General features: G+C 60.7%; 11 protein-coding genes. 3 read left to right on the top strand and 8 right to left on the bottom strand.

Annotated elements, in window-relative coordinates; all coding sequences use genetic code 11:
* The first annotated feature begins 63 nt into the window (after positions 1–63).
* Both F6S12_RS00370 and F6S12_RS00365 read left to right on the top strand, forming a co-directional pair.
* Positions 64–855, top strand: coding sequence for a dienelactone hydrolase family protein (locus tag F6S12_RS00370; RefSeq protein WP_053159795.1), 792 nt, complete (start codon positions 64–66; stop codon positions 853–855).
* A gap of 93 nt (positions 856–948) precedes the next feature.
* Entirely contained in the window at positions 949–1,674 is a 726-nt protein-coding gene (locus F6S12_RS00365) for a 4'-phosphopantetheinyl transferase (protein ID WP_169892114.1), read from the top strand.
* A 13-nt stretch (positions 1,675–1,687) separates the two neighbouring features.
* Here the strand turns inward: F6S12_RS00365 and F6S12_RS00360 are convergent, their stop codons facing one another.
* Positions 1,688–3,298: an ATP-binding protein gene (locus tag F6S12_RS00360; RefSeq protein ID WP_011062737.1), complete on the bottom strand. Its 1,611-nt coding sequence runs from the start codon at positions 3,296–3,298 to the stop codon at positions 1,688–1,690.
* Entirely contained in the window at positions 3,295–4,017 is a 723-nt protein-coding gene (locus F6S12_RS00355; protein ID WP_011062738.1) for a response regulator, read from the bottom strand. The genes F6S12_RS00360 and F6S12_RS00355 overlap by 4 nt, the downstream gene beginning before the upstream one ends.
* A gap of 786 nt (positions 4,018–4,803) precedes the next feature.
* Between F6S12_RS00355 and F6S12_RS00350 the strand changes: the two genes are divergently transcribed.
* The gene (locus tag F6S12_RS00350; RefSeq protein WP_011062739.1) at positions 4,804–7,695 is read left to right on the top strand and encodes a ribonucleoside-diphosphate reductase subunit alpha; all 2,892 of its coding nucleotides are present in this window, start codon (positions 4,804–4,806) and stop codon (positions 7,693–7,695) included.
* Positions 7,696–7,959: 264 nt separating this feature from the next.
* On the opposite strand, the gene flgE is transcribed toward F6S12_RS00350, so the two are convergent.
* The 6 genes from flgE to F6S12_RS00320 all read right to left on the bottom strand — a co-directional run bounded on the left by flgE (position 7,960) and on the right by F6S12_RS00320 (position 12,986).
* Positions 7,960–9,303 (bottom strand): flagellar hook protein FlgE, encoded by a 1,344-nt coding sequence (flgE, locus tag F6S12_RS00345; protein WP_077934636.1) that lies wholly within the window; start codon positions 9,301–9,303, stop codon positions 7,960–7,962.
* A gap of 29 nt (positions 9,304–9,332) precedes the next feature.
* A complete protein-coding gene (gene flgD / locus F6S12_RS00340) occupies positions 9,333–10,061 on the bottom strand; it encodes a flagellar hook assembly protein FlgD (protein ID WP_011062741.1) in 729 nt (242 codons plus the stop codon).
* Between the two features lie 15 nt (positions 10,062–10,076).
* Positions 10,077–10,520: a flagellar basal body rod protein FlgC gene (gene flgC, locus F6S12_RS00335; protein ID WP_011062742.1), complete on the bottom strand. Its 444-nt coding sequence runs from the start codon at positions 10,518–10,520 to the stop codon at positions 10,077–10,079.
* A 3-nt stretch (positions 10,521–10,523) separates the two neighbouring features.
* Positions 10,524–10,931: a flagellar basal body rod protein FlgB gene (gene flgB / locus F6S12_RS00330; RefSeq protein ID WP_011062743.1), complete on the bottom strand. Its 408-nt coding sequence runs from the start codon at positions 10,929–10,931 to the stop codon at positions 10,524–10,526.
* A 251-nt stretch (positions 10,932–11,182) separates the two neighbouring features.
* Positions 11,183–12,010, bottom strand: coding sequence for a protein-glutamate O-methyltransferase CheR (gene cheR, locus F6S12_RS00325; RefSeq protein WP_011062744.1), 828 nt, complete (start codon positions 12,008–12,010; stop codon positions 11,183–11,185).
* A gap of 43 nt (positions 12,011–12,053) precedes the next feature.
* A complete protein-coding gene (locus F6S12_RS00320; RefSeq protein WP_011062745.1) occupies positions 12,054–12,986 on the bottom strand; it encodes a chemotaxis protein CheV in 933 nt (310 codons plus the stop codon).
* Between the last annotated feature and the right edge of the window lie 44 nt (positions 12,987–13,030).

The raw sequence follows: 13,030 nt of genomic DNA, 5'->3' as shown, positions 1-13,030 counted from the left end.
TTAACCTCGCCTGAACCAGATCGACTAGGCTGTGCTGACACCTTTTCAACCGGAGTTCCCCTCATGCGCATGCTCGTCGCATTGGTCCTGTTAACCCTCGGCAGCCTCAGCCAGGCCGCCATCAAGACTCAGGAAATTCCCTATCGCAGCACCGACGGCACTCAGTTGATCGGCTACTACGCCTACGACGACGCCCTACAGGGCCCGCGCCCGGGCATCGTGGTGGTGCATGAATGGTGGGGCCTCAACGACTACGCCAAGCGCCGGGCCCGGGACCTTGCCGCCCTTGGCTACAGTGCCCTGGCCATCGACATGTACGGCCAGGGCAAGCACACCGAACACCCGGCGGACGCCATGGCCTTCATGCAGGCCGCGCTGAAGGACAGTGCCGCTGCCAGTGCACGTTTCAACGCCGGCCTTGAGCTGTTGAGACAGCAACCGCAGACCGATCCGCAGAAACTCGCCGCCATCGGCTACTGCTTTGGCGGCAAGATTGTCCTGGACGCCGCGCGCCAGGGCCTGCCCCTGGCCGGCGTGGTGAGTTTCCACGGTGCCCTGGCCACCGCCACACCGGCTACCCCCGGCAGCGTCAAGGCCAAGATCCTGGTGGAACATGGGGCCCAGGACAGCATGGTGACGGCGGACAACGTCACCACCTTCAAAGCGGAAATGGACAAGGCCGGCGCCGACTACCGCTTCGTCAGCCTGGAGGGAGCCAAGCATGGCTTCAGCAACCCCGATGCCGACCGCCTGAGCCATGGCGAACACGGCGGGCCGGACATCGGCTACAACAAGGCCGCCGATGAGCGTTCCTGGGCCGACATGCAGGCATTCTTCAAAAAACTGTTTGGCTAGCCGCCGTACCTGGGTTGCCGTCAGTGCGCTGCGGCAACCCTTTGCGCTTCACCCGACTACCCTCAAACGCAGCAACCCGGCACACTAGCGGCCATGAATGCTCTCCCCTCCCTCCCCGCTTGCTGCACCCCTCTGGACGCTGCCTGGCCGCTGCCGAACGTCCTGCCCCAAGCCCTCTGGCTGAGTACCCGGTTCGATCCCGGGCAACTTGCCGCGGATGATTTTCAGCGCAGCGGCATTGAGGCACCACCGAGCATCCAGCGTTCGGTGGCCAAGCGTCAGGCCGAATTTCTCGCTGGACGCCTGTGTGCCCGAGCCGCCTTGCAGCAACTGCAACGACTGGACTGGGTACCGCCCATTGGCGATGACCGAGCGCCAATCTGGCCCGAACACATCTGCGGTTCGATCACCCACAGCAGCGGACGCGCCGCGGCCATCGTCGCCGACAAGCAACACTGGCGTGGCCTGGGAATGGACCTGGAACACCTGCTCAGTGCAGAACGTGCGGCCAAACTGGCGGAGCAGATCCTGACCCCGGCCGAACTGCAGCGCCGCGACCAGTTGCCGGCCGAGCTGCATGCACTGGCGGTAACCCTGACCTTCTCGATCAAGGAAAGCCTGTTCAAGGCCCTGTACCCGCTGGTGCACAAACGCTTCTATTTCGAACACGCCGAAGTCCTGGAATGGTCTGCCGAAGGGCCGGTGCGGATGCGCCTGCTGACCGATCTGTCCGAGGAATGGCAGCACGGCCGCGAACTGCAAGGGCAGTTCGCCGTGCAAGACGATCATCTGCTGAGCCTGGTGGCCATCAAGGCCTGAACCGGGGCCGCCCTCAGCGGGGTTCCTGATGCCGTGGCCAGCTCAGGCTGAAGCAGGCACCGCCCAGGTTCTTGCTCTTGCTGATCAGGGCGCGGCCCTCGTGCCAATGGATGATCCGCCGCACAATCGACAGCCCCAGCCCATGCCCGCCGGAAGCCCGGGTGCGGCTGTCATCCAGGCGCAGGAATGGGGTGAAGATCTTTTCCCAGGCATGTTCCGGTACGCCGGGACCGTCATCTTCCACATCCACCCGGCAGCGCAACTGCCCTACCTGATAGCTGACCGTCACCTGGGACTCGGCATGACGCATGGCGTTGCCCACCAGGTTCTGCAAGGCCCGGTGCAGGTAGCGCGGCTCGGCCTCGACCCACGCACCGTCACACTCGGCGGCAGACAGGCACAGGCCACGCCGGACCTTGAGATTGGCCCGCAACGGCGCCAGTTCGCTGATCACCTGGTTGATCAGCGCATCCAGGTCGATACGCTGGAAATTCAGGGCCGGCGAGCCCTGCTCCAGACGGGCGTAGGTCAGCATTTCGTCCACCAGCCGGTCGAGGTCCTGAATGTCGTTGTCCATGCCGTCCAGGTACTTCTGCCGGGCCTGATCGGTGCTCGCCGAAGCAATCATCTCCAGGCCGAAACGCAGCCGCGCCACGGGTGTGCGCAACTCATGGGACACCGCACGTACCAGCTCGCGCTGAATCGCCAGCAGGCGCTGCAAGTGCTCGGCCATGCCATTGAAGGCCGCCGCCAGGCGCCCCACCGAGTCCGCGCCACGGGCCGGCACGCGGGTTTCCAGGCTGCCCTTGGCGATCCGCGTGGCCGCCGACTCCAGGCCGCTGAGGCGCCGCTCCAGCTGGCGCACCAATAGATAGACGATCAGGCCGATCAGGCTCAGGCCCAGCACGGCAATCAGCACCAGCCATTGCGGCGGATAGGGATTCATCTGATACAGCGGGCCGATCTCCAGCACCCAGGGCGTGCCCACCAGGCCGGCGAAGACCCGGATCGAATCGCCACCCTTGCCCAGGGCCATCACCGTGTCGCCCTCCGCCACCCGGCGCCGCTGATCCTCGTCCATGTCGGCGGCGTCCAGAGTCGACAACTGCATATCGAAGCCGAACCCCTTGGCTTCCTTGAGTGCAGCCAGGCGCTGGGGTTGCTCTGCCACCGGATAACGCACCAGCTCATCCGCCAGCAGGTAGATAGTGGCCCGGGCCAACTGCTCGCTGATCTGCTGGACCTCGGCACTGAGCAGCAGCTGTTCCTTCTCGCTGACCAGGCGATAGACCCGGGCGGCGAAGGGGCCGGTCTGCTCCACCAGCGCCTGGCCGCGCAGCACCCGACCGCGCTGGCTACTGTCCAGGTCGGTCTGGCTGAAGGTCTTGAGACTCAGGGGAATGCCCAGCAAGCGCTCCCACACCGCCAGCGCCCGGCGACGCTCGATCTCGCTCATCGGCTGCAGGTTGTCCGCCATCAGCGAAAAAGTGCCGTGGGCCAGCCGCTCGCGGTACTGCTCGCTGCGCACCTGGTTCAACAGATGCAGGGCCAGGACCCCAAGCAACGCCACGAGGATCAGCGCGGCGCACATACCGCCGTAGATCCGCAGGAAGATCGAGTTCACGAGCGCATGTCGGCGGCGGCTTCGGGGACGAACAGGTAACCCTTGCTGCGAATGGTCTTGATCAGCCGCGGGTGCTCCGGATCGTCACCGATCTTCGGGCGGATGCGCGAGATCCGCACATCGATGGAGCGGTCCTGGCCGTCATAGCCGATGCCGCGCAGGGCGGTGAAGATTTCTTCCCGGGACAGGATCCGCCCGGCATTGGCCACCAGCAGCCACAGCAGGTCGAACTCGGCACTGGTCAATTCGATCCCGGCATCGCTCAGCCAGGCCTCGCGCAGGGCATTGTCCACCACCAGCGGGCCGAACTGCAGGCGGCGGGTTTTCTCCACCGCCGGCTCCGGCGCTTCGCTACGGCGCAGCAGGGCCTGGATGCGCGCCAGCAGCAACCGCGGGCGCACCGGCTTGCAGACATAGTCATCGGCACCCAGGTCCAGGCCCATGATCTGGTCCATGTCATCGGTACGGGCGGTGAGCATGAGGATCACTCCGTCATAACGATCCCGAACCTTGCGGCAGATGCTCAGGCCGTCTTCACCGGGCAGCATCAGGTCGAGGATCACCAGATCCGGCTGCTCGGCAATGATCCTGGCCGCGGCCCGGGCACCGTTGCCCTCGATCGCCACCTGCAGGCCATTGCTTTCGAGATATTCACGGGTCAACTCAGCCAGACGCTGGTCATCCTCGACAATCAGTACCTGCCAGGCTTCCTGTTCCACGCACGACCTCTTCTTGTTCTATTGCCAGTCCACCTTGAGCAGGAAAGCCCCCGTCTTTCTGTCATGAAAAAGGCGGATAACACGCTCTGGGAAAGGTGGCTGGTTTGCCATGGGAAAGGCCGGGAAACCCCAGCCGATCGCTGCCGATTGTAGCAACCGGCACAGGCGCCGACACAAGCGGCTAAAACGACTCGGTCAGGGCGTTTTTTTGTGATAGGGTTCGCGCCCGCAAAAATCCGCCCAAGGCAATTTTCGACGGTAAAAAACAGTGACAAACGGTTCCATCCACTGGGACTGCGGGCTGCGTGAGTTTTACCCAGTCCATACACAATTTACGCACAACCTTATCCACAGGCAGTACGTTGCAATCAGCCCCCCAAACGCATTATCTTGTAGCCCGGCGGCTAAAAATCCCTATATCTAGGGTTTTGCGCAAAAAACCAAACACAATTCAGCCAAGAAACTCAAGCCCTTTTCTTGCCCCGTTTGGTGGAACCAATCGCTGTTTCAGAAGACCAAGACCGCGCGTGCGGATGGCATCGTTTTCCACCCTGTCCAGGAGAAAGCGGTACGGGTGTTGCAGCAACAAGACTGTCACCCACCAGGAATAAGGTGCCGAGCCCCGGCTCGGCACCCATGACTTCGGCATGGAAGCGGCGCCTATAGCCCCCTTCCTGAACTGTCCCGAAGTCGTTATGCCCGGCCTCTGCCGGCTGTAGTGCTTCAGGACGGAACGGTGGGCACCCAAACGGTGCCCAAACAAACATAGAGAACGTGGAGACACCCATGCAAACCGACACAACTCGCGAGAACTCGCAGGCCAATGCGCCGCAGGCCGCCGATTCCACTCAGGATCTGTCTGCTACCGCACCTGGCCAATTGCGCGTGATCAAGCGTAACGGCACTGTCGTTCCTTATACCGATGACAAGATCACCGTCGCGATCACCAAAGCGTTCCTCGCAGTTGAAGGCGGCACCGCCGCTGCCTCGTCGCGAATCCACGACACCGTGGCGCGCCTGACCGAACAGGTCACCGCAACCTTCAAGCGTCGCATGCCTTCGGGCGGCACCATCCACATCGAAGAGATCCAGGACCAGGTCGAACTGGCCCTGATGCGCGCCGGCGAGCAGAAAGTCGCCCGCGACTACGTGATCTACCGTGACTCCCGCGCCAAGGAACGGGCTACCCGCTCCACCAGCGAAGAGCCGGTACAAGCCCACCCTTCGATCCGCATCACCCGCACCGATGGCAGCTTCGCGCCCCTGGACATGGGCCGCCTGAACACCATCGTCAGCGAAGCCTGCGAAGGCCTGGAAGAAGTCGACGGCGACCTGATCCAGCGCGAAACCCTGAAGAACCTCTACGACGGCGTGGCACTCAAAGACGTCAACACCGCCCTGGTGATGACTGCCCGCACCCTGGTCGAGCGCGAGCCGAACTACTCGTTCGTGACTGCCCGCCTGCTGATGGACACCCTGCGTGCCGAAGGCCTGGGCTTCCTCGAAGTAGCCGAAAGCGCCACCCACCACGAAATGGCCGAGCTGTACGCCAAGGCGCTGCCGGCCTACGTCGCCAAGGGTATCGAGTTCGAATTGCTGAACCCGGTACTGGCCGAGTTCGATCTGGAAAAACTCGGCAAGGCGATCAACCACGAGCGCGACCAGCAGTTCACCTACCTGGGCCTGCAGACCCTGTACGACCGCTACTTCATCCACAAGGATGGCGTGCGTTTCGAACTGCCACAGATCTTCTTCATGCGCGTGGCCATGGGCCTGGCAATCGAAGAGAAACAGCGTGAAGACCGCGCCATCGAGTTCTACAACCTGTTGTCGTCCTTCGACTACATGGCTTCGACCCCGACCCTGTTCAACGCCGGCACCCTGCGTCCACAGCTGTCGAGCTGCTACCTGACCACCGTTCCGGACGACCTGTCGGGCATCTACGGCGCCATCCACGACAACGCCATGCTGTCGAAATTCGCCGGCGGCCTGGGCAACGACTGGACTCCGGTACGCGCACTGGGCTCCTATATCAAGGGCACCAATGGCAAATCCCAGGGCGTCGTGCCTTTCCTGAAAGTGGTCAATGACACCGCGGTGGCCGTGAACCAGGGTGGCAAGCGCAAGGGCGCTGTCTGTGCCTACCTGGAAACCTGGCACATGGACATCGAAGAGTTCATCGAGCTGCGCAAGAACACCGGTGATGACCGCCGTCGTACCCACGACATGAACACCGCCAACTGGATCCCCGACCTGTTCATGAAGCGCGTCTTCGACGACGGCAAGTGGACCCTGTTCTCGCCATCGGAAGTGCCTGATCTGCACGACCTGACCGGCAAGGCCTTCGAAGAGCGCTACGAGTACTACGAAGCCCTGACCGAGTACAACAAGATCAAGCTGTTCAAGACCGTCCAGGCCAAAGACCTGTGGCGCAAGATGCTGTCCATGCTCTTCGAGACCGGCCACCCATGGCTGACCTTCAAGGACCCGTGCAACCTGCGCAGCCCGCAGCAGCACGTGGGCGTGGTCCACAGCTCGAACCTGTGCACCGAGATCACCCTGAACACCAACAAGGACGAGATCGCAGTCTGCAACCTGGGCTCGATCAACCTGCCGAACCACATCGTCGACGGCAAGCTGGATACCGCCAAGCTGCAACGCACCGTGAACACTGCCGTGCGCATGCTCGACAACGTGATCGACATCAACTACTACTCGGTGCCGCAAGCGAAGAACTCCAACTTCAAGCACCGTCCGGTCGGCCTGGGCATCATGGGCTTCCAGGATGCGCTGTACCTGCAGCACATCGCCTACGGTTCCGACGCAGCCGTCGAGTTCGCCGACAAGTCCATGGAAGCGGTCAGCTACTACGCAATCCAGGCTTCCTGCGACCTGGCCGACGAGCGCGGCGCCTACGAGACCTTCCAGGGTTCGCTGTGGTCCAAGGGCATCCTGCCGCTGGATTCGCAACAGATCCTGATCGAAGCCCGTGGCCAGAAGTACATCGATGTGGACCTCAACGAATCCCTGGACTGGGCACCGGTTCGCGCCCGTGTACAGAAAGGCATTCGTAACTCCAACATCATGGCCATCGCACCGACCGCCACCATCGCCAACATCACCGGCGTGTCGCAGTCGATCGAACCGACCTATCAGAACCTCTATGTGAAATCCAACCTGTCGGGCGAATTCACCGTGATCAACCCGTACCTGGTTCGCGACCTGAAGGCTCGCGGTCTGTGGGACTCGGTCATGATCAACGACCTGAAGTACTACGACGGTTCGGTACAGCAGATCGAGCGCATCCCGCAGGAGCTCAAGGAGCTCTACGCGACTGCCTTCGAAGTGGAAACCAAGTGGATCGTCGACGCCGCCAGCCGTCGCCAGAAGTGGATCGACCAGGCTCAGTCGCTGAACCTGTACATCGCCGGCGCTTCGGGCAAGAAGCTGGACGTGACCTACCGCATGGCTTGGTACCGTGGCCTGAAAACCACCTACTACCTCCGCGCCCTGGCCGCCACCAGCACCGAGAAGTCCACCATCAACACCGGCAAGCTGAACGCTGTTTCCAGCGGCGGCAACCACGGTGACGACTCGGTCCTCGCGGCTCCAGCCGGCCCAGCTCCTGTACCTAAGGCTTGCGCCATCGACGAGCCGGATTGCGAAGCTTGCCAATAAGCTGAGCCGACAGGTGCCTGCGGGCACCTGCCCCAACCCCCGATAGACCTCCGGTTTATCGGGGGTTTTCTTTTGCCCGCAACAAAGCTGCAGGAGCCTGCTTGCCAGCGAAGAGGCCCGAAGCCTTGCACTGCACCGAGAGCGCCTTCGCTGGCAAGCCAGCCCCTGCGGCAGCGGTTCTTGCAGAGCGAACAGCACTATCGAACAGGCACAAAAAAGCCCCTCGAGGAGGGGCTTTTCGTAAAGCGTTTCAGCCAACCAGCATCAGGTCATCTGGATGATGGTCTGCATGATGGTGCTCTGGGTGGAGATGGTCTTGGCGTTCGCCTGATAGTTGCTCTGGGCCTTGATCAGGTTTACCAGTTCGTTGGTCAGGTTGACGTTGGACTCTTCCAGGGAGTTGGACTGAATCGCCCCCAGGGTGCCAGTCTTCGGCGCGTCATAACCTGGAATACCGGACGAGTAGGTCTCTTTCCACTGAGTGCCGCCTACCGGCTGCAGGCCCTGCTCGTTGGTGAAGCTGGCCAGGGAGATCTGACCGATCGGCTTGGTCTGCTCGTTGCTGAAGTTGGCCAGCATCACACCGGTGCCATCGATGGTCAGGCTGCTGATCTGGCCAGTGGAGTAGCCGTTCTGCGCGATCACCGAGCGGGTGCTTTCGCCAAACACCGAACCGGTTTTGGTCATGTCGATGCTGACACCGTTAGGTGCAGGCTTGGCGCCATTGGGAGTGAACACGCCGTTAGTGACGGTACCCGGGGTCCAGGCCGCAGCCGACATGACAATGCTGTTACCGGTAATGGTATACGGCGTGGTCCCAGGCGCAGTTGGCGGGGTCATGCTGCTGAGCTTGCCCGACGAGTCGAACTTCATGGTGATCGGCGACTGGTTGGCCATGGTGAATGCAGTACCGTCCGGGTTGCGACCATCAATCAGCGTGTAGGTTTGCCACTCATTGGCGTTCGGCGTCTTGATCATGTACTGATCCATGACGTGCTTGTTGCCCTGGGTGTCATACACAGGCGTGCTGAACTGCTTGGTGTAGGTGGTGTTGTCGGTCGGATTGAACACATAGGCCGGAGTGGTCGCACCCACATCGATCGGCGTCGAATCGGAGTTCAGGTTGATCGTCGAGGAGATCGAGTCGGTTGGCTTTGGCGCCAGGTTCGAAGTATCGATCCGCAGGTCGGTCAGCACACCGTTGATGATCTTGCCGTTGGCATCGACCGCATAACCTTGCAGGCGGGCAGTGCCGTCACTGTTGGTGATGTAGCCTTCCTTGTCGGTCTTGAAGGTACCGGCACGGGTGTAGGTCAGGGAGCCGTTGGTGCTCAGCACGAAGAAGCCCTGGCCCTGGATGCCCATGTCCAGCACATTACCGGTGTTGTTGATATCACCGTTGGTGAACTGCTGGGAAACGTTGGCCAGGCGCACACCGTTACCAATCACCTGGGTGCCGCTGCCCAGCTTGGTGGCCGAATAGACGTCGGCGAACTCCGCACGGGAGGATTTGAAGCCGGTGGTAGCGACGTTGGCGATGTTGTTGCCGGTAACGTCCAGCTGTTTGTTGGCAGCGTAGAGACCGCTAAGGCCGATATTGAAAGACATATTCCACTCCTTGTGCCGGTTAGTCGGCTCTAGATACCAATGGTTTGTACTTTGGACAGGGCAATCGGGCTGCTCATGCCGGCGAGGTTCAACATCAACTCGCCGCCGGTCTGGCTGATGGTCACGCTATTGACCGTGGCCGGCAGGTAGGTGATCAGATCAGTGCCCTTGCCATCGATGGTGGTGCTGGCCTTGAAGGTGTAGTTGCCCGGATCCGCCTTGGTGCCGTCAGTCTTGGTGCCATCCCAGACAAAGCTGGCGTTGCCGGCCTTCTGGCTGCCCATGTCGATGGTCTTGACGGTATTGCCGTCCTTGTCGGTGACGGTCACGGTGACCGAGTTCACGCTGGATGGCACGGTGACCGAGCCGGTCATGCTCTTGCTGGTGTCGACCTGGGTAGTGCCGGTCTGCACGATGACCGAGCGCCCCACCAGGGACGAAGCCTGCAAGGCCTGGGAAGACTTGTAGTTACCCGTGATCGCATTCACCGAGGAGTTGAGGGTGGTGATGCCTTCCAGGGTGGAGAACTGCGCCAACTGGGCAACGAAAGCACTGTTGTCCTGCGGATCCAGCGGGTTCTGGTTGTTCAGCTGGGTTACCAGCAGCTTGAGGAATGCGTCCTTGCCCAGGCTCTGTTTGCCGGTGGCGCTGTTGGTCGCCGCGGCCAGGCCGTCGGCGCTGGTATTGCTCGTCGTTTTCGACGAATTCGCCAGGATATCCTTGAGGGATGGGGCGTTGGTGGTATCAGTAACGCTCATGGTCTTCGCCCCTTATCACTGACCCAGGGTCAGGACCTTCTGCATCATGGTTTTGGCGGTGTTCATCATTTCAGCGTTGGTCTGGAACGAACGACTGGCAGAAATCATGTCGGCCATTTCTTCCACCACGTTGACGTTGGGGTAGTAGACATAACCCTTGGCATCAGCGGCGGGATGGTTCGGCTCGTAACGAGCTTCGAGGTTGCTCTGGTCTTCGACCACACCCAGTACCTGCACGCCCTGGCCGGCAGCGTCCTGGTTCTGGAACAGCGAGTCGCTGCCGCCGCTTTGCGCACCCTGGAACATGGTGGCAAACACCGGGTGACGAGCGCGGTAGGTCTGGTCGATGCTCGACGAGACGCTCTCGGCGTTGGCGATGTTACTGGCGACGGTGTTCAGACGGGTGGTCTGGGCGCTCATGCCACTACCGGCAATATTGAAAACACTGGCGAGGGACATGGATTACTCTCCGCGCAGGGCTGCTACCAGCCCTTTGAATTTGCTGTTGAGCAGCGTGAAGCTGGCCTGGAAATCCACCGAGTTCTGCGCGTAGCTCGATTGCTCCAGCTGGGCGTCCACGGTGTTCTGGTCGATCGAAGGTTGCATCGGGGTGCGATACAGCAGCGATTCATCACCACTGCTCAAGCCCTGGGCTTCGATATGCCGGTTGTTGGTCATGTTCAACGCGAAGGTACCGTTCTGGGCCTTCTGATTCTGCTCGGCAAGCACGGCAGAGAAGTCCAGGTCCCGAGCCTTGTAGTTCGGGGTATCGGCGTTGGCGATGTTGTTGGCCAGAACTTCGGCACGCTTGGCGCGAAAGCCAAGGGCCTGTTCGTGGATACCGAGCGCTTTATCGAAGCTGATGCTCATGGCGGAAACCTTTGGGTGACCTGATTTTTCGTAACTCGGATATAGCAAGCTGCGTGCCAAGTCATCAAACCCCGTATTTCAAGGGTTTGCCGGCGACGGCAAGGCGGCAATGCCAGAAAAGCGGCAACGGATTTCCGCGAAACACCGGCAAAGCGGCAACCACCCTGCCGTTTTCAGCCGGCGCGTCAGATAATTGCAGGCACAAAAAAGGAGGCCCAATGGCCTCCTTTTTCGGTACGACGATCTGCTGGCTACTTGGCCTGGTAGATGATGCCCGGACTGCATTGCACCATCTGATAATGATCCGGCAGCCCATTGAGGGCTTCGGAAGCCCCCAGGAACAGGTAGCCGCCAGGCTTCAGGGTGCTGTGAATGCGCATCAGGATGTCCTTCTTGACCTCCGCCGAGAAGTAGATCAACACATTGCGACAGAACACGATGTCGAACTTGCCGAGACTGGCGTAGCTGTCCAGCAGGTTGAACGAGCGGAACTCCACGCGGCTCTTGATCGGCGCCTTGACCACCCAGCGCCCCGGCCCCTTGGGGTCGAAGTAACGCTGCAGGCGCTCGGCCGACAGGCCACGTCCAATTGCCAGGCTGTCATATTCACCGGTCTTGCAGTTGTTGAGCATGGTCCCGGACAGATCAGTGGCAACGATCTGCACCCCCATCTTCAACTGCCCCATGTTGCTACGCTCGAACTCATCGATGGACATCGACAGCGAGTAGGGCTCCTGCCCCGACGAACAGGCCGCCGACCAGATGCGCAAGCGTTGGTTGGGGCTGGCCTTGATGGCTTCGGGAAGCACCTTGTTCTTCAACACCTCGAAAGGGTAGGTGTCGCGAAACCACAAGGTTTCGTTGGTCGTCATGGCATCCACGACCATCTCGCGCAAACCACTGCGGGGCTGGGTCTGAATCCGCTGGACCAGCTCACCCAAGGTTTTTATCCCTTGCTGCTCCATCAGTTTGTTGAGACGGCTCGAGACTAGATATTGCTTATTTTCCCCGAGCAAAATACCACAGGCTTTTTCCAGGAAGACCCGGAACTGTTCAAAATCCAAATTACCCGTAGACAATGCTGCCGCCTCTTAAATCTTATGTCCGCCAGGGCGAGTGCCCTTAGCTGTGATCTGCTGCTTTGATCCGGTCGACTACCCGGGATGCCAGGTCATCAGGGCGGAACTTGGCAAGGAAGTCATCGGCACCGACCTTCTTCACCATCGCCTGATTGAACACCCCTGACAACGAAGTATGCAGGATGATATGCAGCTTTTGCATGCGTGGATCATTACGTATCTCGGCCGTGAGGGTGTAACCGTCCATTTCGGGCATCTCGATGTCGGAAATCATCATGAGGAATTCCTCTTCCGGCTTCTTGCCCTCGTCCACCAGTTTGCGCAAGTAATCCAGCGCTTGCCGGCCATCATTCAATGCCACTACCTCGACACCTACGGTTTGCAGGCAACGGGTGACCTGCTTGCGTGCCACCGACGAGTCATCGACGGTCAGCACCCGCAGGGAAACAGCCTTGTGCTGGGTTTCGACATCCACCACTCCTGCCGAGATCGCCTCCGAGGTCGGCGCGACTTCCGCCAGGATCTTCTCCACGTCGATGATTTCCACCAACTGGTTGTCCACCCGAGTGACCGCCGTCAGGTAGTGATCGCGTCCGGTCCCCTTGGGCGGCGGATGGATCTCTTCCCAGTTCATGTTGACGATGCGCTCCACCGAGCGCACCAGGAAACCCTGGGTCTTGGTGTTGTACTCAGTGATGATGACGAACGGATTGCTCTGGTCCTGCAGGCCACCAGAACCCGTAGCCATTGCCAGATCCAGGATCGGAATGGTTGCCCCTCGTATATTCGCGACACCGCACACCACAGGACTGGATTTGGGCATCAGGGTCAGCTTAGGGCATTGCAGCACCTCGCGAACCTTGAATACGTTGATCCCGTAGAGCTGCCCACCGTCCAGACGGAACAGCAACAACTCTAGTCGATTCTGCCCAACCAATTGCGTGCGCTGGTTCACCGAATCCATTACACCAGCCATGCCCAGACTCCCCAAAGCTTTAAGATCCGACGCACGCTCATTGC

This window comes from Pseudomonas sp. JV245A, assembly GCF_032424515.1.
GTDB classification, from domain to species: domain Bacteria; phylum Pseudomonadota; class Gammaproteobacteria; order Pseudomonadales; family Pseudomonadaceae; genus Aquipseudomonas; species Aquipseudomonas protegens.
The sequence above is the reverse complement of the archived record's forward strand: the minus strand, read 5'-3'. Positions and strand labels throughout refer to the sequence as shown.

Excerpts from the sequence above, each read along its gene's own strand:
- F6S12_RS00370 (WP_053159795.1), top strand. The coding sequence starts at position 64 with ATGCGCATGCTCGTCGCATTGGTCCTGTTAACCCTCGGCAGCCTCAGC.
- flgC (WP_011062742.1), bottom strand. The coding sequence starts at position 10,520 with ATGTCCCTCGCCAGTGTTTTCAATATTGCCGGTAGTGGCATGAGCGCC.
- F6S12_RS00365 (WP_169892114.1), top strand. The coding sequence starts at position 949 with ATGAATGCTCTCCCCTCCCTCCCCGCTTGCTGCACCCCTCTGGACGCT.
- flgB (WP_011062743.1), bottom strand. The coding sequence starts at position 10,931 with ATGAGCATCAGCTTCGATAAAGCGCTCGGTATCCACGAACAGGCCCTT.
- F6S12_RS00350 (WP_011062739.1), top strand. The coding sequence starts at position 4,804 with ATGCAAACCGACACAACTCGCGAGAACTCGCAGGCCAATGCGCCGCAG.
- flgE (WP_077934636.1), bottom strand. The coding sequence starts at position 9,303 with ATGTCTTTCAATATCGGCCTTAGCGGTCTCTACGCTGCCAACAAACAG.
- F6S12_RS00320 (WP_011062745.1), bottom strand. The coding sequence starts at position 12,986 with ATGGCTGGTGTAATGGATTCGGTGAACCAGCGCACGCAATTGGTTGGG.
- flgD (WP_011062741.1), bottom strand. The coding sequence starts at position 10,061 with ATGAGCGTTACTGATACCACCAACGCCCCATCCCTCAAGGATATCCTG.